Source organism: Pseudoalteromonas sp. MMG022, assembly GCF_021654245.1.
Taxonomy (GTDB): domain Bacteria; phylum Pseudomonadota; class Gammaproteobacteria; order Enterobacterales; family Alteromonadaceae; genus Pseudoalteromonas; species Pseudoalteromonas amylolytica.
The window spans coordinates 66,500-90,885 of sequence record NZ_JAKFZQ010000005.1; the positions used below are offsets into that span (position 1 = coordinate 66,500).

Consider the following 24,386-nt stretch of genomic DNA (forward strand, 5'->3'; position numbering starts at 1 on the left):
CTCATTTTCTGGCGTGTGCGCTAAGTTAGTGTTAGAGTTTTGCCAATTTCAGCGCTATCAACACCTTCAAGGTGAGACATTATCGGAGAACTAAAAGTGGCTGTATTTAACCAAGTTGAATTTGATAATCATGAACAAGTGGTATTTTGTGCCGATGAAGCATCGGGCTTACGCGCCATCATCGCAGTACATAGCACTAAGTTAGGCCCTGCAGTAGGTGGTTGCCGTTTATGGGATTACGCAAAAGATGAAGATGCAGTTTACGATGTACTGCGTTTATCTAAGGGGATGACCTATAAAAATGCAGTGGCACGTTTGCCATTCGGCGGTGGTAAATCAGTGATCATCGGTGATGCAAAAGAAATTAAATCTGAAGCTTTGTTCAGAGCTTTTGGTAAGCATTTGGAGCGTTTGGGTGGAAGCTACTACTCCGCTGAAGATGTGAACATCACCACAGGTGATGTAATGATGATGCATAAAGAAACCAATTACGTACTTGGCCTAGAGGGCAAAAGTGGCAACCCATCACCTTTTACTGCACTAGGTACGTTCTTAGGAATTAAAGCAGCTTACCAACATAAGCATGGCCATCAGGACTTAGCTGGCGTAAAAGTAGCGGTTCAAGGGTTAGGTGCCGTTGCGTATGGTTTATGTAAACATCTACATGAAGCTGGTGCGCAATTGTTTGTAACTGATATCAATCAAGCCTCAATAGATAGAGTTGTATCTGAGTTTGGTGCGACCGCTGTTGGTATTGATGAGATTTATGACTTGGATGTTGACGTTTATGCTCCTTGCGCCTTAGGGGCGACGCTAAACGATAATACTATTCCACGTCTTAAAGCGACGATTATCGCAGGTTGCGCTAACAACCAGTTAGCTGAATCACGTCACGGTGAAATATTACGTGAAAAGGGTGTCCTGTATGCGCCTGACTATGTGATAAATGCAGGTGGTATCATCAACGTATATTATGAGACAAAGCCTGAGGGTTATAATAAAGAACAAGCCACAAAACATGTGGAAGGTATTTATGATACCTTGACGGAAATTTTTGCGCGTTCTGAGAGCGAACAAAAGTCAACGCACATCATTGCAGATGAACTGGCTCAAGAGATCATCGCTCAAGGTTTGTAATTTTTTAAATTTATTCGAACCAAACGATTGAAAAGGGTATGCTCTGCATATCCTTTTTTATGTGTGCTGTATATGAAAAAGATTAATTTAGACACTTGGCCACGCGCCGAGCATTATCATTTTTTTAAAGGCTTTGATAAGCCTCACTTCAACATTACTACCAACCTTGATTTATCGTTGTTATATCGATACGCCAAACAACAGCAATATTCGTTTACCGATTGCTATCTCTACTGTTTGCTCAAAGCAGTAAATAGCTACACTCCGATGCGCTATAGAATAGTTGATGGCCTTCCTGTTGAAGTCGATGAATTAATGGCGAGTACTGTTTTTTTAAAAGAAGATGATACATTTCGTTTTATCCCTTTGTCGTTGCAACAAAATATCACTGAGTTTGCAGCACATACAGCAAAACAAAAGGCGATATACCTAAACAAAACCTTACTTGATGAACAGTTTATGTTGCGTGAAACCAGTGCAGCGCAAATTCATGTGTCCATCTTACCTTGGTTTAATTTCAGCAGCTTCAGTCATGCTGCAACAAGCCAGGGGACTTGTGTTGGGATCCCAAAGTTTGTTTTTGGTCAGTATCAAATTGAGTCAGGTCTCATGCCATTGAATATAGAAGTGCATCACGCGTTGTTAGATGGTGTTCACGTTGCACAATTTTTGACTACACTTAATAAAGTTATTTCCGAGGTGGTTAAATAAGCGGTTGAAATGTAGACAATTAGCGAAAAATCTTAAAATGATGCAAAAATGGCAATTATTTTTTGGTTATAAACTTTATTGTTTATATTATTCAAAGGTTTATAACGGATTATCGCAAAATTAAAGAAGAGATCACAAAGCAAAGCTTAGTTGTAATCAAATGTAAACATTGTGATGTAACTGCTTTATTATCAACGGCTATAGGAGGGAGTCAAAAAATACCATGTTAATTTTTTGTTTTATATCGAGTTTATTTTTTTAAAACTGGAAAATTTGTTTTGCGAGTGAAGTTGACACGACGACTTGCATTTAGCATTATTGGACAGTTGATATCTGTTAAAAGATATCAGGGTTGCTCCCTAATAGGGGGTGATAAAATTATAAAAGTAACATTACTTAATTGGTTGGGAACTATGTCTGTTAAAATCAGAAAGAGTCTTGTAGCTACTGCGCTTCTTGGCGCAACAGCATTTGCAAGCAGCAATGTGATTGCAGATCCTTTGAACGACGTACAAAAAGTAGGTCAACAAACTCAAATGGCTGCTAAAAAGTCTCAAGAAAAGATCGACAAAATCTTCGGTCAAACGCAAGAAATGATCGGCGAATACCGCAGTGTTGTTGACGAAACTGAACTGCTAAAAGTTTATAACGACCACGTTGCCCGTTTGGTCGCAGACCAAAGAGCTGGCATCGAATCTTTTGATCGTCAGATCGGAACAATTGAAAAGACAAAACAGGACGTTGTGCCTTTGATGTATCGCATGATCGATACGCTTGAGCAATTCATCAAAGCGGACGTTCCGTTTGATACTGAAACACGTATGGGTCGCGTTGAGAAACTACGTGACTTACTTTCAAATTCTAAAGTAACTACTTCAGAAAAATTCCGTCAAGTGCTAGAAGCTTACACTATTGAAACTGATTACAGTTCAGTAATGGCTGCTTCTCAAGGTTCACTTGAAATCAACGGCAAAAACATCAACGTTGATTTTGCACGCCTTGGCCGCGTAGCTTATGTAGCTCAGTCTTTTGACTTAAAGCACGCATGGGTTTGGAACAATACTGCTAAACAGTGGGATGAGCTAGGTGAAGAATACCTTAAGCCAGTAAAAGACATGATCCGTATCGCACGTGGTCAGGCTGCCCCAGATCTAGTTGCATTACCAATCTTTGGCGCGGAGTAAGTGAAAATGAAGAAACTATTTAAAGGCTTTGCAGTAGCCGCTGCACTATCTGTTTCTGCAGGTGCCGCGCTAAATGCACACGCAAATACAGAAGCTCTTGATAAAATCCTACAAGAAGTAAAACAAAACCGTATTTCTGAAGGTAAAATCAACAAGCAACGTGAGCAAGAGTTCTTATCTTCTCGCGCAAACCAACAATCGCTTCTTAACAAAGCGAAAAGCGACTTAGCTGCTGAAAAAGCACGTGGTGAGCGTTTGAACAAAGAGTTCAAGCAAAACGAAATCACGCTTGCTGAAAAAGAAGTTGAGCTAGCAAACGCAACGGGTACTCTAGGTGAGATGTTCGGTGTTGTTCGTCGTTCAGCTTCAGAAGCTATCGGTTCAATTGAAGCATCACTAGTATCTGCTGAAAAACCAGGGCGCGCTGAAGTTCTTCGTTCTCTTGCAGCTGCAAAAGAACTACCAACTACTCGTGAACTAGAAGAGCTTTGGATTGCTTTCCAAACTGAAATGACTGAGTCTGCAAAAGTATCTACTTTTGAAGCTCAAGTTGCTGAACTTAGCGGTGAAATCAACGTTAAGCAGGTAACTCGTGTTGGTAACTTTAACCTAGTTACTAAAGACGGTTATGTACTTTATGACGCGGCTAACAAAGCGATCACGCCATTAGGTAAGCAACCAGATGGCTATGTGTTAGACACTGTTGATTCGCTACTTAGCACTTCTGCAGGTACTTACACTAAGTTTTACGTTGACCCAACTCGTGGTTCAATCTTGCTTCTAAACACGAAGCGTGCAACCGTTGAAGAGCGTTGGCACCAAGGTGACACAGTTGGTTACATCATCACGGCATTGTTAGCAGTTGGTGCACTACTTGCGCTAATTCGCTTCCTAGACCTAATGATGGTTGGTGCGAAAATCAAAGCACAAATCAAAAATATCAACACACCTAACACAAACAACCCGCTTGGTCGTATCTTGAAAGTTTACCATGACAACAAGAACCAAGACGTTGAGAACCTTGAGCTTAAATTAGACGAAGCGATTCTACGTGAAACGCCGCGCATTGAAGCTGGTATCAACATCATCAAGATCTTAGCTGCTATTGCACCGCTACTAGGTCTACTAGGTACGGTTGTTGGTATGATCTTAACCTTCGAATCAATCACACTATTTGGTACTGGTGATCCTAGGATCATGGCAGGTAACATCTCTCTAGCGCTTGTAACAACAGCACTAGGTCTGATAGCTGCTCTACCTCTAATCCTATTACACGCTATCGTTTCAGGTCGTAGTAAAGCAGTTCTACATATCCTTGACGAGCAAAGTGCAGGCATCGTTGCTGCACACGCGGAGAAGGAGAAAGCCTAATGCTAGTCCTGATGGAGACCTGGGAATCTATCAGGGATTTTGTTGGCACAGGCGGCCAGGTTTTATACGTGGTCGCGATAGCACTCTTTATTATGTGGGTTTTAATGATTGAGCGCTATTGGTTCCTACTAGCTGAATATCCAAAAATGAAAGCGGATATCGTAGCTAAGTGGGACGCCCGCCAAGACACCACGTCTTGGTACGCACACAGAATCCGCGATGCATGGATTTCTGAAGCGTCTGAGAAATTAGATGAGCGTATGTTGATTATCAAAACATTGGTTGCAATGTGTCCATTAATCGGCTTACTAGGTACAGTAACAGGTATGATTTCGGTATTCGAAACCATGGCTACACAGGGTACTGGTAATGCACGTTTGATGGCTTCAGGCATCTCAATGGCGACGGTACCAACAATGGCAGGAATGGTTGCGGCACTGTCAGGTGTATTCTTCAGCACTCGTTTGGAAGCTAGAGCGAAAATGGCTAAAGAACAGCTGATTGACAGCTTGCCACATCACTAGAGAGAGATATAAATATGGCACGTAAACAACGTTTTCGTGAAGAGGAAGAAGCAGCAGTAGATATGACGCCGATGCTTGACATCGTATTCATCATGCTGATCTTCTTCATCGTTACCACTTCTTTCGTAAAAGAAGCTGGTATTGAAGTTAAGAAGCCAAAGGCTGCGCAAGCTCAACAAACTAAAAACGCTAACATCTTTATTGCTATTCGTGAGAATGGTGAGATTTGGATGGACAAGCGTCAGGTAGATGTTGAACGTGTTAGTGCAAACCTTGAGAGTATCCTAGCTGAACAACCGACTGAGACTGTTATTATCCAAGCGGATAAGGGCGCTAAGCACGGTGTGGTTGTAAAAGTAATGGACCAAATCAAGGCGACTGATGACGGCCTGAAGATTTCAATAGCTGGAGCTAAGTAATGATTCGTTTTCTGTTTTCACTGATTGCAGGTGGGGCAGTTACTTTCGGCTTATTCTTTTTCATGTCATACCTGATCTCCGGTGGAGCTGATAGGGCTGATGAGAAAAAAGAACAGATAGTGGTCGAAATTTTGACGAATCCACCTGAATCTGAGGTGCAGGAGCGGAAGCGTGTTCCGCCTCCGCCGCCACCTCCACCGAAGCAGCCGCCTAAACCGCAGCCGCCTCAACCAGAAACTGCTAACCCTGCAGCTGGTGCAATTGGTTTTAATATGCCAAGCATCGACTTAGGGGGAACATCAGGCGGGTTGAGTGGCCCTGGTGAATTCGGTCGCGACGGCGACGCAACACCTATCGTACGTATTGAACCAAAGTATCCGGTTCAAGCGGCACGTGACGGTAAAGAAGGTTGGGTACAACTTTCATTTACTATCAACGAGCTAGGTGGTGTTGAAGATGTAGAAGTTATTGATGCTGAACCAAAGCGTATTTTTAACCGTGAAGCAATTCGTGCATTACGTAAGTGGAAATACCGTCCAAAGATTGTTGATGGGAAACCTCAGAAACAACCTGGCATTACAGTTCAGCTAGACTTTAAACTCAATCAAGGTTAAGGAGGCAAGAAATGACGCAATTCAAGAAAGCTACAGCTCTTGCGCTACTTATGTCTTTATCAGGAACTGTTTACAGCACAGCAGCTGTAGCAGCACCTGATTATGCAGAGATTGAGGAACGTAAAAACGCTAAAACCAAAATCATGGGCGAGCGTACAGGTAAAAAAGTAGTTAAAGCTTTTGACCTATACAATGAAGACAAGATTGACGAAGCAATCGCTTTGTTGAAAGAGCTTGAGCCGTCTGATGATTTTGACAAAGCAACGGTTAACCGTTACTTAGGTAACATGTATGCACAAAAAGAGCAGTATGACGAAGCGATTAAGTATATTCGCCTAGCGATTGCTCCAGATGCGCTCAACTTTAAAGACCAAGCAGATTTGTACAAACTGTTAGGTGATTTGTACGCAGGAACGAGTAAATTCCAAGAAGCGATCAAGACATATAAAGAGTGGATGGACTTCACAGGTGAAGAAGATTCAAAGGTATATGCACGTATCGCTCAAGGTTATTACGAGTTAAAGCAGTACGCTAAAGTTGAAGAACCGGCTGACAAAGCGATTAAGTTAGAAAAAGAACCAAACAAACAATATCATATGATTAAGATTGGTGCTTTCTTCGAACTTAAGAGATACAAAGATGCGGTAAAAGTTGCCGAAACACTAGTGAAGTTATTCCCAGAAGATCCGAAAATGTGGACACAACTGGGTTCTTTCTACATGCAGGTTGAAGAATATTCAAAAGGTCAAACTGTGATGGAAGTGGCATATAACAAAGGCTACTTTGATAAAGAGAATCACTATAAGATTTTGAGCAGCTATTATTCGTTGAATGAAATTCCTAACAAGGCCGCTAAAGTGTTTGAAAGAGCGGTTAAGGAAGGAAAAGTTGAACGTAATAAGCGCAATGTATCTGCGATAGCGAGTTACCACCACCAAGCCAAAAACTTAGTTGATGCGGCGAAGTACTATGAAGAAGCAGCGAAGTTTGATGACGATGCTGAACTTTATAGAAAGGCGGGTAGCTTACTGTTAACCGAGCAGAAGTTTAGTGCAGCGGTTGAGCGTTTGAATAAAGCACTCGAGCTTGGCACAGATAAGGAAGGGAGTACATACTCTGACTTAGCTGAAGCTTACTTATATCAAGCAAAGTATAAGCAGGCATACCAAGCCATCGTAAAAGCACAAGAAGATCCTAGAACACGCAAGTTTGCTAGAGGTTGGGCGACGTTTATTAAAGACAAAGCACAACGCAACGGCGTTAAGATCTAACAAAGAAGCCCCGCAAGGGGCTTTTTTATTATCTGATACTACCTAAGTTATATATTCAATATGATTTCAAATTTCTTGCGACTGCTGGCAAGCGTGGCCATAGTCATTTATTTAGCGGGTTGTGAACAGCGTAAACCTCATTTGGACTACCACGCAGCACAGCAAGAGTTACGCGTGCTTAACAGCCTTTTACTTCCCTCTGGGCTGTCAGTAAACAACCATATTTTTCCTTTTTCTGAGGCCTACCTAAAGCTTAGGCATTCGGCTTATCAACAGCTTGATGAAACAGGGCTCACATCAGCTCAGCTTCAAGAGTTAAACTATTTAAAGATTCAAGAGCGCTATCCTGAGCGTTACCTGCCATGGCCTGCACAGGTAAACGTAATTAGCAATGCCAAGCAACAGGGTGTCGACTCGGCAAGTATAAGCCAGTGGATGCAACTGGTAGTCGAGAAACTTGAGAGTGCCAAAGACAGCAACATCCATCTGTCTCGAATTGAACTTAATCGATTAAAAGGCTATTTAGCAGGCCAGCCAGAGGGTCAAGTGCTGCTCAACTATCTAGATGATTACAAACCACGAAGTGGCATTGGTTTATATCAGTTACCAAACGGAAAGGAATGGTACCAAAGTAAGCTTAATTTCTACTATGGAAAGCCAATCGCACCAAATAAACTACTTACCAAGTTGCAGCAAAGGCTCGTCACAGGAGGTGGCACGTCAGCAAATGTTTTATCGTTTGATGAGAGCGAGTCCGTGGCACTTAGCCTGATAAAGAGGCTTTGTTCGCCACAAAGAGGACTGAACTGGCTAGACGGCTATGTTAATTTGCCAGAAACTCTTTCATCCTGTCAGCCTAAATTGTCCTTACATGACCAACACGCCTTGCTGGCACTCATGGAAGTTGATTTAGGTGTCCACTACCAAGGGTGGTCATATAAACAAGCAAAAGTAACCCTACAGGCACGAATAGAGCTGACCGATCAGCAAGCTCTAAGTCTTGTGGAAAATGTTGTGCTGCATCCGGCTAGCGTACTGGTGTTTCTCGCGAGTCTTTAACTAGTATGGCGTTTTTGGCAGCAACTATTACATCGTTGAATGGTAGGATCGGCTTTTAACTCAGCCATGTTAAGCTGAGTTTCGCAATCACAGCAGTAGCCAAATTGACCTATGTCGATTTGGCACAATGCCGCTTCAAGTTTTAACAATCTCTGGAAATTCGGGTATTGCTGTGGGTTGAGCTGGGTGGCTGCAATATCCAGCCACTCAGAAGGTGAGCTTTGCTCTAACGACTTGGCAAGCTCGTTAGCAAATTTTTGGCTAGATTGTTTCAACTCCTCCAGCAAAGCTTTTCTAACCGCAGTTAATTCGCTCTGCAATTGATCTTGAAAGTGTCTTGTTGTGTCTGAATTCATAGTCGCCCTCCTGTGAGCGTCTATTATCATCAGCTTTGTAGCAGACTAATATGATTTGAATCAAGTGACGGACACTTTGCATATTTCTCAAGCACTAAAACCACATCATCTTTATGCTTAAGGGTTTTTATTTCATCAAATAGACCATGAGCTTGTGGGTACTGACGCTTTAAATAACCTAACCACTGTTTGGTTCTGGCCGAAAAGTACTTTTCGCTTACATTAGGGTCTTGGTGCATAGAAGAGTGAAGGATATGGTATATAACGTTCTCCCAGCTCAATGTTTGGTGGGAACGGTTATATACTTTGGCTTTTATTTTTGCTGCTAAATCGGGCATCGCTAACGCCCCTCGCCCTAGCATTAAATCGTTACAGCCACTCCTTTGCTGGCATAACAAGGCATCTTCTACCTGCCATATTTCGCCATTTGCAACAACGGGAATCGATAACCGCGATAGCAGCGGTGGGATTTTTTCCCAATATGCCGGTGGCTTATAGCCATCTCTTTTTGTTCGTGCATGAATAGCAAGACTTGAAGCACCTGCACTTTGTACGGCATCTACTATTTCAGTGCTATTGCTATCGTCATCAAAGCCAAGACGAATCTTCGCGCTAACAACATGCTCAGCAGGCACCGCCTCTCTAACGGCCTTAATAATTTGGTAGATTTGCTCGGGCTCTTTGAGCAATACGGCTCCGCCCTTGCTTTTATTCACCGTTTTTGCAGGACAGCCAAAGTTAAGATCGACACCGTGCGACCCAAGCATGACCGCTTTTCGCGCATTTGCTGCTAACACATGAGGTACTTGTCCAAGTAATTGTATGCGCACAGGTGTACCGGAGCGGGTTCTACCTTTATTGAGTAACTCAGGGCAATAGCGGGTAAAAACACGTCGTGGCAGAGTTAAATCAACAACTCGAATAAACTCTGTAACACACAGGTCAAAGCCACCAATATCCGTAAGTAATTGGCGCATTTTGAAGTCTACAACGCCTTCCATTGGGGCTAATACTAGTTTCATACTACTCAGTGCTTGGCTAAAAAGGCGGCCATTTTAAACGAGCAGTAAAGATTTGCTAAGTGTAAATTTGCTTTTTTTCGCTTTTTGATGAAATATTTTTAGTTCATCTATGGTCTTGTAGAAAGAATCGTTTATTCCTAAAAGAGAAACCGTTATGAACACAATAAAGAAAAACTCTATAGCTTTAACACTTGGTGCTGTTGTTGTTGGTACAGCTGGTTTAACTGCAACTGATGTGCAAGCAAACCCTTTCGCTTTTGAAACTATGACAGCTGGTTATCAGTTGGACGGTTCTGAAGGTAAATGTGGCGAAGGCAAGTGCGGTGGTGAACACAAAGGTAAGAAAGAAGGTAAGTGCGGCGAAGGCAAATGTGGCGGCGAGCACAAAGGCAAAAAAGAAGGTAAGTGCGGCGAAGGCAAATGTGGCGGCGAGCACAAAGGTAAGAAAGAAGGTAAGTGCGGCGAAGGTAAATGTGGTGGCGAGCACAAAGGCAAAAAAGAAGGTAAGTGCGGCGAAGGCAAATGTGGTGGTGAGCACAAAGGCAAAAAAGAAGGTAAGTGCGGCGAAGGCAAATGTGGCGGCGAGCACAAAGGCAAAAAAGAAGGTAAGTGTGGCGAAGGTAAATGCGGTTCACGCTAATCACTGATTAATTGCACAATGCAGAGCAACCTAGGTTGCTCTGTCTTTATGTAGAGGTAGAGAATGCAAATTAGTGAACTAGGTGCGGTAGGGCTAGGATTGCGCAGGGAAATGCTGGATGAGCTATTGATTGATGCTCCAAAACAGGCGCAGTTTTTTGAAGTAGCCCCTGAAAACTGGCTCAAAATGGGCGGCAAGTTCGGTCGTCAATTTAAGGAGTTGACCCAAAGGCATAAATTTATTTGCCATGGTTTGTCATTATCGCTGGGATCTCCCGCCCCGTTAGATGTTGATTTTGTGAAGGAGTTAAAGCAGTTTTTTGATGAACATAATATTCTTCTTTATAGTGAACACTTAAGTTATTGCTCCGGAACAGGGCATATGTACGATTTAATGCCAATCCCGTTTACAGAAGAAGCCGTGGATCATGTTGCAAAGCGGATCAGACAGGTTCAGGATATTTTACAAAGGCGCATAGCGGTAGAGAATGTGTCGTATTATGCCGCGCCTGGCCAAGAGATGTCAGAGTTAGAGTTTACGCTAGCGGTATTAGAACAGGCTGACTGTGATTTACTTCTCGATGTAAACAATATCTATGTTAACAGTATTAATCACGGGTATAACGCATTAGAGTTTTTACAAGCTATGCCACGGGAGCGAATCGCCTACGGACATGTTGCCGGTCACTATGAAGAAGCCGCAGATTTACTAGTAGATACTCACGGCGCGCCGGTTTGTGATCCTGTATGGCAACTTCTAGAACAGGCGTACAGATCACACGGCGTATTTCCAACTTTACTAGAAAGAGACTTCAATATTCCTAGTATGGCTGATTTACAATCAGAGCTGGCACATATTCAGACTATCCAAAAGCCGTTTATTGAGCATGTCAAAGGGGTGGCTTAATGTCGTTCATCGATGTACAAAACGCTTTTATGGCGCATATTAGAAACCCAGAAAAAGAATCGGCCCCTGATAACATCGAAGACCGTCGACTTGAAGTTTATCGAGAGTTATTTTTCAATAATATCGAGGGCTTTGTATCGTCAGCATTTCCCGTGCTGAAAAGTTTATATGATGAATCAACCTGGCAAGCACTGGTGAGACAATTTTTTGTCGAGCACGATTGCAAATCGCCTTACTTTTTAGAGATCAGTCAGGAGTTTTTACATTACTTACAATTTGAGTATGAGCGCCAAGCAAATGATCCTCAGTTTATGCTGGAACTTGCCCATTATGAGTGGTCGGAGCTTGATGTGGCTGTATATCAAAGTAGCGATGACTACGTCACTATTGATGATATTGAGCAGCAACCACTGTATTTTAAAGACACGGCTAGAAATCTGAGTTATCAGTATCCTGTACATCAAATAAGCAAAGATTTTCAGCCCCAACAACCCAGTGAGCAACCTTGTTGTTTTGTCATTTATCGAGACGAGGAAGAGGAAGTTGCTTTCATATCGTCAAATGCAATGACCGCAATGCTACTACAAGTAATAGCGCAAAACCCGGGTATTGTGCTGAGAAAACTAATTGAGCTTGTGCATCAGCAGCTACCACAGTTTAGCTTTGAACAACTTTACCAAGGTGCGCAGCAAACATTATCAGCCTTTACACAACTGGGCATTATTGCGAGTAAAAACTCACATTAAGACTTTAACCCTTAGGGCATATCGATTATTATGTGCGCCGTTTTGTCGTGCTAAAAATAAGGTAGTATTATGTCTAAAGGTGAATTTAAAGATCCGTTCAATGCAACTTACTTCATTGCATTCCTTGCTGTTTTTGCAGGCATTGGATGTTTAAATGCGATTCTTGGTTGGGCAACAGCGCTCGCTGTTTAAGTGAACTAAGAATTGAACAGGCTGCATTTGCAGCCTTTTTTGTACATTTTAGCATCGTTCTGAGCAGTTTCCTTCAGATTCCCTTTCCATAGCGTTCCATGTTTGGTCAATCTTGTTATAATCAATGTTTTGAATATTTATTTAACAAAGCGTGCCAAAATGACACAAGTTAATTCGTCTATGATCAAAGACAGTATTGTTACTATTCCTAACTACCCTAAGCTGGGTATTATGTTTCGTGACGTAACAACGCTTATGGCAAACCCAGCAGCGTTTCAAGCAACCGTAGATAGTTTTGTTGCGGCTTATAAAGACCAAGGTTTTACAAAAATAATCGGTACTGAGTCGCGTGGCTTTATCTTCGGAGCGCCTTTATCTTATGCCTTAGGTATTCCATTCATCCCGGTACGCAAACCAGGCAAGCTACCAAGAGAAGTCATTTCACAGGCTTATCAACTAGAATACGGAGAAGACATTCTGGAATTGCACGCTGATGCAATTGTTGAAGGAGACAAAGTGCTGTTAGTTGATGACCTGCTCGCGACAGGCGGAACCATTGAAGCAACAGCTAAACTCGTTGCTCGTTTAGGTGGCAATGCGACAGATGCCGCATTTGTTGTGTCACTACCTGAGCTTGGCGGCGAACAGCGTGTGGTGGATATGGGCATTAAGGTGCTTAAGCTCGTAGAATTCGAAGGCGAATAATATGAGTTATCAGGTTCTGGCAAGAAAGTGGCGTCCGCAAACATTCCACCAGTTGGTGGGACAGCAACATGTTAAGCAGGCATTGGTCAATGCGTTGAATGAACAAAGGTTGCACCACGCTTACTTATTTACCGGAACCCGGGGCGTTGGTAAAACGACCATCGCCCGTATTTTTGCCAAAAGCCTTAATTGCGATCAAGGCGTTACCTCTAACCCTTGTGGTCAATGTGATAGCTGTTTGGATATTGAAGCCGGTAAATTTATTGATCTCATTGAGATAGATGCGGCTTCAAGAACAAAAGTTGAAGATACCAGAGAAATTCTTGATAACGTGCAGTATGCACCGACTCGCGGCCGTTACAAGGTGTACCTAATCGATGAGGTGCACATGCTGTCCAAGCATAGTTTCAATGCCTTATTGAAAACTCTTGAAGAGCCACCGCTACACGTCAAGTTTTTGCTTGCAACAACGGATCCTCAAAAGTTACCCGTCACCATTTTGTCACGCTGTTTACAGTTCAACCTCAATGCGATGTCACAGCAAGAGATTATTACGCAATTGAGCGATATCTTGCCCAAAGAGCAAGTTAGTTTTGAGCTGCCAGCACTACAAGCGTTAGCAAAAGCGGCTGACGGGAGTATGCGAGATGCTTTGAGCTTGACTGATCAGGCTATTGCGCAAACCAATGGTGCGCTTACGCTAGCTGCAGTACAGCAAATGCTGGGGTTGATGGATAGCGCACATGCAGTCACTTTACTGACGGCGATTGCCTGTCAGGAAGCTGAAACATTGCTACAAGCGGTGGACAATATAGCAATGCAAAATGGCAATTTTGTTAGTGTGTTAGATGATTTGATAGCACTGACTCATGCTATGCAGTTGGCTCAGTTGGTACCACAAGCGGCCCGCTTGAGCGATTTTGAACCTCAAGATGTTGCGCTTTTGGCGCAGCAGCTTAGCCCAGAAAAGGTTCAGCTATATTATCAATTGCTACTTAATGGTAAACGAGACCTACAGTGGGCTCCAGAGCAAAAGCTAGGGTTTGAAATGCTAATGTTGCGCTTGTTGGCGTTTGAAAAAACGAACTTGCAAACAACCGCACCGTCAACACCAGCTCAACCTACAGAAGATGCTAACGGCAAAGTAGGGGGCTTGCGTGCGCTACTTAAAAAATCAGATAGCGCTACTGCCACCACGCATTTGGTAGAGCCTGAAACACTGAACCCTGTTTCACAGGCGGCGCAGACTGTGCCGCAGCAAACTGAGGTTCAGCAGCCAGCAGTACAAGAGCCAGTGACGGAGCCTGTAGTAGAAACTTCTGATGAGCCTTTGGCACCTCAACTGCAGCCAATTGAGACGGTCGTGCATGCTGAGTCAGATGATATTGACGATGCGCTACAACAAGAGTTTTCACAGCAGTATGAACAGGTGATGGCACAAGCAAGTGAACAGGGCTTTGCGGCAGCGCCTGAGCAAGCACCACCTGTTTCACCTGAGGTGAAACAGGGCCAAAACCCAGCTGCAAACCTTGCTGACAAAGAGCAACAAGCGCAATCGGCGATTGCTCGTATCTTGCAAAACCGAAATATATCCGGTGCGGGCCAGTTGGCACGAGCGTCGGAGGATGGTGCAAAAAAGCCGCAGGCGCAGCCAGCGCCAATAAGCCAGGCACCGACACCAGTCAAAAAGAAAGCTGACTTTAAAACGCGACATAAAACGGATGAAAGTAAACTAGCGCCAGAGCTATTGCAGCAAATAGCGCCTGTTCAAAGTAAAAAAGAGGTCGAGCCACAAGCACCAAGTATTCCTGTGCCTGAAGACTTCAGCAGTCCAATCAGTGATATTAAATTTGCCCACCAGCAAGATGAATGGGCACACTTAATTAAACGTATGGGGCTTGGTGGACGAATGCGCCAATTTGCACTGCATTCAATTTTTACCAAAGATGGGCATACTTTTCAGTTAGAAGTAGACCAAAGCCAGCAACATCTAGATAGCCCGATGTTAAGGCAAAAGTTAACAGCATCCTTATGTGAGATATATGGCTACGAAGTACAACTGGACATAAGTTTTGCGCCAGGGGTGATTGATTCACCTTATTTAATACAACAGAAAATAGACGCCGACCGTTATCAGCAGGCTGTAGATGTCATTAATCAGGATGCTAACGTAGTACAATTTGTGCAAGAATTTGATGCAACGGTCGACGAAAATACAGTTCAGGCATTGTAATCAACGACAATAGCCCTTATCTTTTAGCCCAATTGAATTGATGTAAGAGAGCATATTATGTTTAAAGGTGGAATGGGTAACATGATGAAGCAAGCGCAGCAAATGCAAGAGCGCATGCAAAAAGCCCAAGAAGACATTAAAAGTTTAGAAGTAACAGGTGAAGCTGGCGCAGGTCTGGTTAAAGTGACCATGCTAGGTAGCCACAATGTACGTCGTGTTGAAATTGACGAAAGTCTAATGGAAGATGACAAAGACATGATTGAAGACCTACTAGCCGCGGCATGTAATGATGCAGTGCGCCGCGTTGCTGAAGAGTCTGAAAAGAAAATGGCAGAAGTTACAGGCGGTATGCAATTACCACCAGGCTTCAAAATGCCGTTCTAATTTAGAATGCTTTAAAAGTTTGAGTAAAAATAGCGCCTTTAGGCGCTATTTTTTTGTTTTAAAGTTGTGCTGACGGTAAACATTAAAACTCGAAAGTTTATTGGTTCAGACATATTTCTGGTTTTTTGTTCACTTTGAAGACGCTTTTCCGCGCTGAACTAACACAGACGAACATCTTGAGATGGAGATTTCAAGAACATATAAACTCCTTTCATACCTTGCTTTTCAAAAGTTTTTCGTATGTTGTATAGGGGGGGTTAATGGTGCGTCGGCAATCACTAACACATAGTTGGTCGCTACTTTTTGGCCTTTGTTTTTTAGCTGATTAATAAGCTGCGTACATCGAAAAGCTTGCTTGTGCGCCACGTTCATTTGTGCCAATGTTTTGTCTACTTGTTGTTGCATTGCGTGAGCCGCTTCGGTATCTATTTGACCAAGATGAAGTAGCAATCGTTGGTTCTCATGCTTTATTTTAGTGCACGAAAGTACATGGAATTCAGATAGCGATCCATTGCTTGCGTGAGCAACCCTGTATAGCGATAAGATACCGCCTACCAGCAATAACAAAGCAGCCATTGGCTTAAGGTGTTTTTCTCTCATGGGCAGGTTCCCCGCATCGATGTTGTCACTTAGATGCGTGTGAATAGTTATTTTGTTTGCCTTATGCCGGCGTTTATGTACTCTGGGTGGTGATTATGATATTTTTCGGCGTATCACTCAACGCTTAGTCAAAGATGTACGCGCTAGGCCTAATTAGACTCAGAAAATCATATTTATGCAATTATCACCCAGCTTAACCGCATTAATCGAAGCATTACGTTGCTTACCTGGCATTGGCCCTAAATCAGCACAGCGCATTGCGTTTCATCTGCTTGAGAGAGACCGAGATGGTGGTACGCAACTTGGTGGGTGTTTGACTAAGGCGATGCAAGTGATTGGTCATTGTGAGTCGTGTCGAACGTTTTCTGAGTCTGCGCAATGTGATATTTGTCAGAGTGTTAAACGCCAAGATAGCCGTCTACTGTGTATTGTTGAGTCGCCAACAGACGTGCTGGCGATTGAGCAAACCGGTCAATATCAGGGGTTGTACTTTGTTTTGATGGGTCATTTGTCACCCATTGATGGTATTGGGCCTAAAGAAATTGGCTTAGACCTTTTAGAGCAAAAGCTGATGGCAGGCAACATCGATGAAGTGATTTTGGCCACCAATCCAACCGTTGAAGGCGAAGCAACCGCTCACTTTATTGCTGAGTTGTGTCAAAAATACCAAGTAGAGGCATCGCGTATTGCGCACGGTATGCCTGTGGGTGGTGAGTTGGATCTCGTTGATGGCATGACACTGATGCATGCGTTTTCTGGCAGGCGTAGTTTGAATCAATAACCACGCATATTTGTTTTACGTTACTCGTAAGGTGATGAGATCCATAAACAAGTTCAGGATGACAAAATAGCAGCAACAATGGATCTAATTAATAAGACGACAATGCGCTGATATACGGCGGTCGTCTTCCTGACATAATACATTGTAAGCGTAATCTTCTCGGTTTTTTAAAAACAATATTGCTGCACTAAAGGTGGCTTCATGAGTGCTAACTTGAGTCGTCGGCACCGCGATTTAGATAGTTTTATCCTATATCTCGCAAATAACTAAAGTTTAAGCCCTCAATTTACTCAAAAAAATTTACACCATCCCCTTGAAGTCGAAAAACTCCACCCCATATCCTTTGACATATTAACACTGCATCTATTGGTTATACCGGAGAGAACAATGACCGCAGCTCAAAAAGAAACATTAGGCTTTCAAACAGAAGTCAAACAACTATTAAACCTAATGATCCATTCTTTGTACTCAAACAAAGAGATCTTTTTACGTGAACTGGTGTCAAACGCATCTGACGCAGCAGATAAACTACGCTTTTTAGCTTTATCAAATGGTGACTTATACGAAGGCGACGCGGAGCTTCGCGTACGTGTTAGCGTAGACAAAGATGCCAACACCATCACCATTTCTGATAATGGTATTGGTATGACACGCGATGAGGTGATCAGCTCACTGGGTACTATCGCAAAATCGGGTACCGCTGAGTTTTTCCAAAACCTGACAGGCGACCAAGCCAAAGACTCACAGCTAATCGGTCAATTTGGTGTTGGTTTCTATTCAGCATTTATTGTTGCCGATGCGGTTACCGTCGTTACCCGTAAAGCCGGTGAAAAGAGCGCCGTAGAATGGCACTCTAAAGGAGAAGGCGAGTACACGCTTGCAGAGGTTGAAAAGCAAGGCCGTGGTACGGATATCATTCTTCATCTTCGTGAAGATGAGAAAGAATTCCTAGATGACTTTAGATTACGTGGCATCGTTACCAAATACTCAGATCACATTTCAATTCCTGTTGAAATGTATAAAGCGCCAGTGCCAGAGTCAGAGGGCCCTGATGGCGAGAAGATTGAAGGCAAGCCTGGCGAGTGGGAAGCGATTAACCGCGCAACTGCACTTTGGACACGTGATAAGTCTGAAATCAGCGACGAAGAATATAAAGAGTTCTATAAGCATGTTGGTCATGATTGGGAAGAGCCTCTAACATGGGCGCACAACAAAGTTGAAGGTAAAACTGAATACACCAGCTTATTGTACATTCCGAAAAAAGCGCCATTTGACTTATGGAATCGTGAACGTCAAAGTGGTTTAAAGCTTTACGTACAACGCGTATTCATTATGGATGACGCTGAGCAGTTTATGCCGAGCTACCTGCGTTTTGTGAAAGGTCTATTAGATTCAAACGATCTACCATTGAACGTATCGCGTGAAATTTTGCAAGACAATAAGATCACCCAAGCTATTCGTAAGGGTTGTACATCGCGTGTGCTAAAAATGTTAGAACGTATGGGTAAAAACAAGCCAGAAGAGTATCAAACTTTCTGGGATGAGTTTGGCCAAGTACTTAAAGAAGGTCCAGCGGAAGACTCTGCCAATAAAGAGACTGTTGCAAAATTACTGCGCTTTAGCTCAACACATACAGATGAAAGCACTCAGAATGTGTCTTTAGAGCAATACATTGAGCGTATGAAAGAAGGTCAGGACAAGATCTACTACGTGGTAGCTGACAGCTTTGAAGCGGCGAAGAATTCTCCTCACCTCGAAATCTTCCGCAAGAAAGGCATTGAAGTGTTGTTGCTTTCAGATCGAGTAGATGAGTGGATGATGAGCCACCTGACAGAGTTTGCTGAAAAACCACTACAGTCAATTACACGTGGCGACCTAGACTTAGGTGAACTGGATGACGAAGAAACCAAAAAGGCTCAAGAAGAAAGTGAAAAAGAAGTTGAGGGCTTAATTGATCGCGTGAAAGGTGTACTTGGTGACAAGGTTAAAGAAGTACGCTTTACGCACCGCTTAACTGATTCACCAGCATGTGTTGTTGCAGACGATCATGATATGAGCTCACAAATGCAAAAACTCATGGAGTCAGTAGGGCAGGCAGTACCAGAAGCTAAACCTGTGTTCGAGCTTAACCCTGAGCATCAGCTTGTTAAACATTTAAATGTGGAACAAGACGAAGATAAATTTGCACAGTGGTCAGAAGTGTTGTTAGATCAGGCACTACTTGCAGAGCGTGGTAGCCTAAAAGATCCAGCAGGATTCGTAACACGCTTGAACAAATTGATGCTTGAAATGAGTAAATAAGCTCAAGTTCTAAATTTAAAAGGGCCCTTAGCGGCCCTTTTTTGCATTTATATGACTATTAAGGTAGGCAATTAGTATAAGTCGCTTGAGAATCTTGGACGCATGTGAAAAAATTTAGCCAACTTCAAATAAACTCCGAAAACGAGGAACATAATTATGCGCATTATCCTTTTAGGCGCGCCGGGTGCAGGTAAAGGCACTCAAGCACAGTTTTTAATGGACAAATATGGTATTCCGCAAATCTCTACTGGTGACATGTTACGTGCTGCTATCAAAGAGGGAACACCACTTGGCCTAGAAGCTAAAAAAGTGATGGATGCAGGTCAGTTGGTTTCTGATGAAATCATCATCGGCCTAGTAAAAGAGCGTATCGCTAAAGAAGATTGTGCAAAAGGTTTCTTGCTTGACGGTTTCCCTCGTACTATTCCTCAAGCTGATGCGATGAAAGAAAATGGCATCAGCATCGACCATGTTATTGAGTTTGATGTTGCTGACGAGATCATCGTTGAGCGCATGGGCGGACGCCGTGTTCACCCAGGCTCAGGACGTGTTTACCACGTAGTTTACAACCCACCAAAGGTTGAAGGTAAAGACGATGTGACGGGCGAAGACTTGATCATTCGTGATGATGACGTTGAAGAAACAGTTCGTAAGCGTCTTGGTATCTATCACGACCAAACAAAGCCGTTAGTTTCATACTATCAGGCTGAAGCTGATGCAGGTAACACGCAATACCACAAACTTGATGGTACACAGGCAGTTGACGCTGTAAGCCAGCAGTTAGCACAATTGTTAGGGTAATTGTAGATTACAAAAAAATGCCAGTCAGTGACTGGCATTTTTTATGACTAGATATTTTACAACGGCTGTTTTATAGCGCTTTTAGTGCCGCTAAAGTCTGGTCGTAATTTGGCTCGGTAGCCAAGTTTTCAACCAATTGTTTGTACACTATTTTGTGCTCCTTGTTCAGCACGAAAACAGCACGACTCAACAATCCCATATCTTTTATATACAAACCGTAGTTTTTACCAAAGTCATGCCAAACTGAATCTGAGAGTGTTTGTATTTTGTCTATGCCTTCAGTTTGGCAAAAACGTTTTTGTGCAAAAGGCAGGTCGGCGCTGATGGTTAGCATGACTACATCACCAAATTCGCCAGCAACTTTTTCATTAAAATGTTTGGTTTGTAAACTACATATGCCGGTGTCTAAACTTGGTACCACACTAATTAAAACAGCTTTATCTTTGAAGTCTGTTAATGTAACTGGAACAAACGAACCATCAACAACCTTAAAATCAGGGGCTTGTTGGCCTACTTTTACGCCATTACCTAATAAAGTTACAGGTTTGCCATTCGCGTTAACCTTGCCATTATCTATTTGATTTTCTTTAAAATCTGTTGCAAAAATTTGCGCTGAAAACAATGCTGTAGCCAGTATGATTGCTTTATGCATAAACAAGTCCTAAGTCAGTTATCGTAATCATGAAGAGTGTATTATACTGTTAGCTATGAACCAAGCCTACGGTAGGAATAACGTTGTAAATCAAGGCTGATTTTATTAACATGTGCCGTAAAAATAAGCGGTATTCAAATACAGAATACCTATAATAATAAATGCAACCATTTAATAACATCTCATTAATATTGTGGTTTGTCAATGTAAGAGAGCTTTTATGTCAACATTGGTCTTAATATGTGATGACTCAAAACTGGCGCGCAGACAGCTAGCACGCTCGTTGCCAAGTGATTGGGACATAAAAGTCGAATTTGCAGAGCATGGTATTGATTGTATTGAAAAAATTAAAAAATACTCACCAGAAATTCTTTTCCTAGACTTGAACATGCCACAAATGGATGGCTATGGCGTTCTGCAAGCAATCAATGAACAAGGTTTAAGTGTACTCACCGTCGTGGTTTCTGGAGACATTCAGCCAAACGCACATCAGCGAGTTATTGAGCTTGGTGCAATAGACTTTATTCGCAAACCTTGTGATGCAGCTAAGCTCGTGGAGATCATAGAACATCATGGTATTCGTGACAGAGCGATTAGAGAAAGCTTGGTCCATAAACTGGGGGAGCAGCTAGAGCCCGAGATCAGAGACATATATCAAGAGCTGACAAACGTGGCAATGGGGCAAGCGGGGGACTTGCTTGCGCGTTTATTGAATGTGTTTGTAGAGTTACCAATTCCTAATGTCAACGTGTTAGAAGTAAGCGAGTTACATATGGCACTGCAAGCCATTGATGCTAATGCCAGTACATCGGGTGTATGCCAAGGGTTTATTGGTGGTGGTGTTTCTGGTGAAGCGCTTCTTTTGTTAAACGACTCTAGTTTTAAAGAAGTCGCATCGCTTATGAACTATCAAGGTGAGCTAAACGATAAGGTAGAATTAGAGCTGTTGATGGATATTAGCAATATCTTGATCGGTGCTATTTTAACTGGTTTATCAAAACAACTGGATATGTCTTTTAGCCAAGGGCACCCCGTGGTTTTAGGGCAACATTGCGATGTATCTGACTTAGTTAAGGCAAATAAGAGCCGATGGCAAAGAACGTTAGCGATAGAGATCAGTTATGGTATAGAAAACCATAATATTAACTGTGACCTGATGTTGCTGTTTACAGAAGATTCACTGAAAACCCTAAAATATAAAGTCGCCTATTTATTAGAAGATTAAAACTATGCCTGCTGCTGATTTTGAAATGAATGAAATACACTGGTTAATGGATATGTTCAATACCGTTGACATTGGCCTAGTGGTGCTAGACAGAGAGTATAGAGTATGTGTTTGGAATGGTTTTATGGAAAACCATTCAGGGCTATTGCCCAGTGCAGTAAAAGATAAAGATATTTTTGATATTTTTCCAAGTATTGATGAAAAATGGTTTCGCTCTAAAGCTGAGTCGGTCTTTGTTCTGAAGAATCGCTCATTCACTATCTGGGAGCAGCAGCCTTATATCTTCCGTTTTAAAAACTATCGCCCAATTACTGGGAAAGCGGATTACATGTATCAAAACTCTACCATTATTCCATTGTCAATGGTGACGGGCGAAGTAGGGCACATATGCATCATTATTTATGATGTCACCGATGAGGCGATGAACAAGATTGAGCTTGAAAAGGCTAACCATGAACTGGAGCGTATTAGTCGAACCGACAGTTTGACACAGCTGGCCAACCGGGGTTATTGGGAAGCTGGATTACGTAATGAGTTTTTACGGCTAAAGCGTAGTAATGGTTGTAGCTCATTATTGATGTTTGATATTGACCATTTTAAAACGGTAAATGATGAATATGGTCACAGTGGTGGTGATGAAGCGATAAGGCATATCTCTGATCTATTAAAGAAAACGTTACGTGAAACGGATACCGCGGGCAGATATGGTGGTGAAGAGTTTGCAGTAACTTTGGTGGATACGGATGCCGAAGGGGCTAAAGTATTTGCAGAGCGCTTGCGAAGCCTCATAGAAAAGTCATCCATTTTTTATGACGAACAGCAAATAAAGATCACTGTGAGTGTGGGCTTTGCCACTTATAGCCCAAAATTTAATAAGCATGAACAATGGATTGAAGCCGCTGACATGGCTTTATATCATTCAAAAGAGTCTGGTCGAAACCAAGTTACTCAATATACGCCAGAGTTGAAAAAAGACACCAGTAAGGCGAGTAAAGCAAATTAAGTAACACAAGCTCGCTTGTGTTACTTAAATAAGTGACTAATCTTCTTCCTCAACAACGGGACATTGTGCAATGACTTGTACTTCCCCATTTTCGTTGGCTTGTTCAAGCCTTACAGCAAAGCCCCAAAGTCTGTAGAGGTGTTTTAAAACTTCTGCTTTTGACTCCGCAAGCGGAATGCCATTTTGTGGAACATACCTTAGGGTCAGGGAACGGTCCCCTCTAACATCCACGTCATACACTTGAATATTCGGCTCGTTGTTACTCAGATTGTACTGCGCAGACAGCGATGCTCTCACTTTTTGATAGCCTTCATCGTTATGAATGGCACCCACTTCTAGGTGCGGGTTTGCTTGTTTATCGATAATGGTGAATAACTTGAAATCTCTAATTAGCTTTGGAGATAAAAATTGGCTAATAAAGCTTTCATCTTTGAAGTTTTCCATTGCAAAATGCAGCGTATCCAGCCAGTCGCTTCCAGCAAATTCGGGGAACCAGTATTTATCCTCATCGGTTGGGTTCTCGCAGATGCGACGAATATCGACCATCATGTTAAAGCCAAGCGCATAGGGGTTTATACCGGAGTAAAACTTGCTGTTGTATGGAGGCTGATATACAACATTGGTATGGCTTTGTAGAAACTCCAACATAAAGGCATCTGACACTTTTCCTTCATCGTAGAGGTGATTCAAAATTGTATAATGCCAGAACGTAGCCCAGCCCTCATTCATTACTTGGGTTTGTCTTTGTGGGTAAAAGTACTGGGATATTTTGCGCACAATGCGAATGACTTCACGCTGCCATGATTCTAATAAAGGGGCATTTTTCTCAATAAAGTAAAGAATATTTTCTTGTGGCTCACTGGGAAAACGCACTTTCTTCATGCGTTCTTCCTGCTGGCTCACTGGAATGGTACGCCAAAGTTCGTTTACTTGTGATTGCAGATAGTCTTCACGCTCTTTTTGACGTTTTTGCTCTTCGTACATTGAAATTTGCTGGGGGCGTTTGTATCGATCAACGCCGTAGTTCATCAATGCGTGGCATGAGTCCAACAAGTTTTCTACTTCATCGATGCCATGCTTTTCTTCACATTCGGCGATGTAATTCTTCGCAAAGACTAGGTAGTCAATGATAGATGATGCGTCAGTCCACGTTTTAAATAGATAATTCCCCTTAAAAAATGAATTATGCCCGTAGCACGCATGTGCCATTACAAGTGCTTGCATCGGAAGAGTGTTCTCCTCCATCAAATAGGCTATACATGGATCTGAGTTAATAACGATTTCATAAGCTAACCCCATTTGTCCGCGCTTATAATTTTGTTCGGTTGCAATAAACTTTTTACCAAATGACCAGTGACTATAGCCAATTGGCATGCCAACGCTCGAATACGCATCCATCATTTGCTCAGCGGTGATCACTTCTATTTGATTAGGGTATGTATCCAACCTGTAATGTTCTGCGACACGGGCAATTTCAACTTGATATTCATTCAGCAGATCAAAGGTCCAATCAGGCCCATCATTCATTGGCTTATAACTCATAAGCTTC

The 24,386-nt window shown here is 42.6% G+C and carries 26 protein-coding genes; 21 read left to right on the forward strand and 5 right to left on the reverse strand.

Annotated elements, in window-relative coordinates:
• Positions 1–96 precede the first annotated feature (96 nt).
• The 9 genes from L1070_RS06185 (at position 97) to L1070_RS06225 (ending at position 8,290) form a co-directional block, all read left to right on the forward strand.
• Positions 97–1,137 carry a Glu/Leu/Phe/Val dehydrogenase dimerization domain-containing protein gene (locus L1070_RS06185; RefSeq protein WP_237124873.1) on the forward strand — a complete coding sequence of 347 codons (1,041 nt, stop codon included), beginning with the start codon at positions 97–99 and terminating at the stop codon, positions 1,135–1,137.
• A 72-nt stretch (positions 1,138–1,209) separates the two neighbouring features.
• Complete coding sequence (locus L1070_RS06190; RefSeq protein ID WP_237124874.1) at positions 1,210–1,848, forward strand: CatA-like O-acetyltransferase; 639 nt, start codon at positions 1,210–1,212, stop codon at positions 1,846–1,848.
• A gap of 413 nt (positions 1,849–2,261) precedes the next feature.
• Positions 2,262–3,032, forward strand: coding sequence for a DUF3450 domain-containing protein (locus L1070_RS06195; RefSeq protein WP_070984809.1), 771 nt, complete (start codon positions 2,262–2,264; stop codon positions 3,030–3,032).
• Between the two features lie 6 nt (positions 3,033–3,038).
• Positions 3,039–4,403 (forward strand): MotA/TolQ/ExbB proton channel family protein, encoded by a 1,365-nt coding sequence (locus L1070_RS06200; RefSeq protein ID WP_070984810.1) that lies wholly within the window; start codon positions 3,039–3,041, stop codon positions 4,401–4,403.
• Entirely contained in the window at positions 4,403–4,927 is a 525-nt protein-coding gene (locus tag L1070_RS06205; protein WP_070984812.1) for a MotA/TolQ/ExbB proton channel family protein, read from the forward strand. Before L1070_RS06200 ends, L1070_RS06205 begins: the two co-directional genes overlap by 1 nt.
• Positions 4,928–4,941: 14 nt before the next feature.
• Positions 4,942–5,346: a biopolymer transporter ExbD gene (locus L1070_RS06210; RefSeq protein ID WP_070984814.1), complete on the forward strand. Its 405-nt coding sequence runs from the start codon at positions 4,942–4,944 to the stop codon at positions 5,344–5,346.
• Complete coding sequence (locus L1070_RS06215) at positions 5,346–5,960, forward strand: energy transducer TonB (protein ID WP_070984817.1); 615 nt, start codon at positions 5,346–5,348, stop codon at positions 5,958–5,960. Before L1070_RS06210 ends, L1070_RS06215 begins: the two co-directional genes overlap by 1 nt.
• An 11-nt stretch (positions 5,961–5,971) precedes the next feature.
• A complete protein-coding gene (locus L1070_RS06220) occupies positions 5,972–7,231 on the forward strand; it encodes a tetratricopeptide repeat protein (protein WP_237124875.1) in 1,260 nt (419 codons plus the stop codon).
• 60 nt (positions 7,232–7,291) lie between these two features.
• On the forward strand, positions 7,292–8,290 hold the full coding sequence (locus L1070_RS06225; protein ID WP_237124876.1) for a hypothetical protein: 999 nt from the start codon (positions 7,292–7,294) through the stop codon (positions 8,288–8,290).
• Here L1070_RS06225 and L1070_RS06230 read toward each other — a convergent pair.
• Both L1070_RS06230 and L1070_RS06235 read right to left on the reverse strand, forming a co-directional pair.
• Positions 8,287–8,646, reverse strand: a complete 360-nt coding sequence (locus L1070_RS06230; RefSeq protein ID WP_070984821.1) for a conjugal transfer protein TraR — start codon at positions 8,644–8,646, stop codon at positions 8,287–8,289. The two genes, L1070_RS06225 and L1070_RS06230, sit on opposite strands and share 4 nt — an antisense overlap.
• Positions 8,647–8,675: 29 nt before the next feature.
• Positions 8,676–9,668 (reverse strand): tRNA-dihydrouridine synthase, encoded by a 993-nt coding sequence (locus tag L1070_RS06235; protein ID WP_070984823.1) that lies wholly within the window; start codon positions 9,666–9,668, stop codon positions 8,676–8,678.
• 154 nt (positions 9,669–9,822) lie between these two features.
• Here L1070_RS06235 and L1070_RS06240 point away from each other — a divergent pair, with 154 nt between their 5' ends.
• The 7 genes from L1070_RS06240 (at position 9,823) to L1070_RS06265 (ending at position 15,474) form a co-directional block, all read left to right on the forward strand.
• On the forward strand, positions 9,823–10,308 hold the full coding sequence (locus L1070_RS06240) for a hypothetical protein (RefSeq protein ID WP_070984825.1): 486 nt from the start codon (positions 9,823–9,825) through the stop codon (positions 10,306–10,308).
• A 63-nt stretch (positions 10,309–10,371) separates the two neighbouring features.
• Positions 10,372–11,214: a DUF692 domain-containing protein gene (locus L1070_RS06245; RefSeq protein WP_237124877.1), complete on the forward strand. Its 843-nt coding sequence runs from the start codon at positions 10,372–10,374 to the stop codon at positions 11,212–11,214.
• On the forward strand, positions 11,214–11,960 hold the full coding sequence (locus L1070_RS06250; protein WP_237124878.1) for a putative DNA-binding domain-containing protein: 747 nt from the start codon (positions 11,214–11,216) through the stop codon (positions 11,958–11,960). Before L1070_RS06245 ends, L1070_RS06250 begins: the two co-directional genes overlap by 1 nt.
• Before the next feature lie 69 nt (positions 11,961–12,029).
• Positions 12,030–12,152 (forward strand): hypothetical protein, encoded by a 123-nt coding sequence (locus L1070_RS20330; RefSeq protein WP_275423248.1) that lies wholly within the window; start codon positions 12,030–12,032, stop codon positions 12,150–12,152.
• A gap of 159 nt (positions 12,153–12,311) precedes the next feature.
• A complete protein-coding gene (gene apt, locus L1070_RS06255) occupies positions 12,312–12,857 on the forward strand; it encodes an adenine phosphoribosyltransferase (RefSeq protein ID WP_237124879.1) in 546 nt (181 codons plus the stop codon).
• 1 nt (position 12,858) lies between these two features.
• Positions 12,859–15,090 carry a DNA polymerase III subunit gamma/tau gene (dnaX, locus tag L1070_RS06260; RefSeq protein ID WP_237124880.1) on the forward strand — a complete coding sequence of 744 codons (2,232 nt, stop codon included), beginning with the start codon at positions 12,859–12,861 and terminating at the stop codon, positions 15,088–15,090.
• A 57-nt stretch (positions 15,091–15,147) separates the two neighbouring features.
• The gene (locus L1070_RS06265; RefSeq protein ID WP_070984834.1) at positions 15,148–15,474 is read left to right on the forward strand and encodes a YbaB/EbfC family nucleoid-associated protein; all 327 of its coding nucleotides are present in this window, start codon (positions 15,148–15,150) and stop codon (positions 15,472–15,474) included.
• 225 nt (positions 15,475–15,699) lie between these two features.
• Here the strand turns inward: L1070_RS06265 and L1070_RS06270 are convergent, their stop codons facing one another.
• Positions 15,700–16,074, reverse strand: a complete 375-nt coding sequence (locus L1070_RS06270) for a hypothetical protein (RefSeq protein ID WP_237124881.1) — start codon at positions 16,072–16,074, stop codon at positions 15,700–15,702.
• 175 nt (positions 16,075–16,249) lie between these two features.
• Here L1070_RS06270 and recR point away from each other — a divergent pair, with 175 nt between their 5' ends.
• The 3 genes from recR to adk all read left to right on the forward strand — a co-directional run bounded on the left by recR (position 16,250) and on the right by adk (position 19,957).
• Positions 16,250–16,855, forward strand: a complete 606-nt coding sequence (gene recR / locus L1070_RS06275) for a recombination mediator RecR (protein WP_237124882.1) — start codon at positions 16,250–16,252, stop codon at positions 16,853–16,855.
• A gap of 387 nt (positions 16,856–17,242) precedes the next feature.
• Positions 17,243–19,156 carry a molecular chaperone HtpG gene (gene htpG, locus L1070_RS06280; RefSeq protein WP_237124883.1) on the forward strand — a complete coding sequence of 638 codons (1,914 nt, stop codon included), beginning with the start codon at positions 17,243–17,245 and terminating at the stop codon, positions 19,154–19,156.
• A 156-nt stretch (positions 19,157–19,312) separates the two neighbouring features.
• Positions 19,313–19,957 carry an adenylate kinase gene (adk, locus tag L1070_RS06285; protein ID WP_070984846.1) on the forward strand — a complete coding sequence of 215 codons (645 nt, stop codon included), beginning with the start codon at positions 19,313–19,315 and terminating at the stop codon, positions 19,955–19,957.
• 70 nt (positions 19,958–20,027) lie between these two features.
• Here the strand turns inward: adk and tpx are convergent, their stop codons facing one another.
• On the reverse strand, positions 20,028–20,609 hold the full coding sequence (gene tpx, locus L1070_RS06290) for a thiol peroxidase (RefSeq protein WP_070984849.1): 582 nt from the start codon (positions 20,607–20,609) through the stop codon (positions 20,028–20,030).
• Between the two features lie 220 nt (positions 20,610–20,829).
• On the opposite strand from tpx, the gene L1070_RS06295 reads away from it, so the two are divergent.
• Positions 20,830–21,834, forward strand: coding sequence for a response regulator (locus L1070_RS06295; protein WP_070984852.1), 1,005 nt, complete (start codon positions 20,830–20,832; stop codon positions 21,832–21,834).
• A 4-nt stretch (positions 21,835–21,838) separates the two neighbouring features.
• Complete coding sequence (locus L1070_RS06300) at positions 21,839–22,837, forward strand: sensor domain-containing diguanylate cyclase (protein ID WP_237124884.1); 999 nt, start codon at positions 21,839–21,841, stop codon at positions 22,835–22,837.
• Between the two features lie 36 nt (positions 22,838–22,873).
• Here L1070_RS06300 and L1070_RS06305 read toward each other — a convergent pair whose 3' ends face one another.
• On the reverse strand, positions 22,874–24,379 hold the full coding sequence (locus tag L1070_RS06305; protein WP_237124885.1) for a SpoVR family protein: 1,506 nt from the start codon (positions 24,377–24,379) through the stop codon (positions 22,874–22,876).
• Positions 24,380–24,386: the final 7 nt, after the last annotated feature.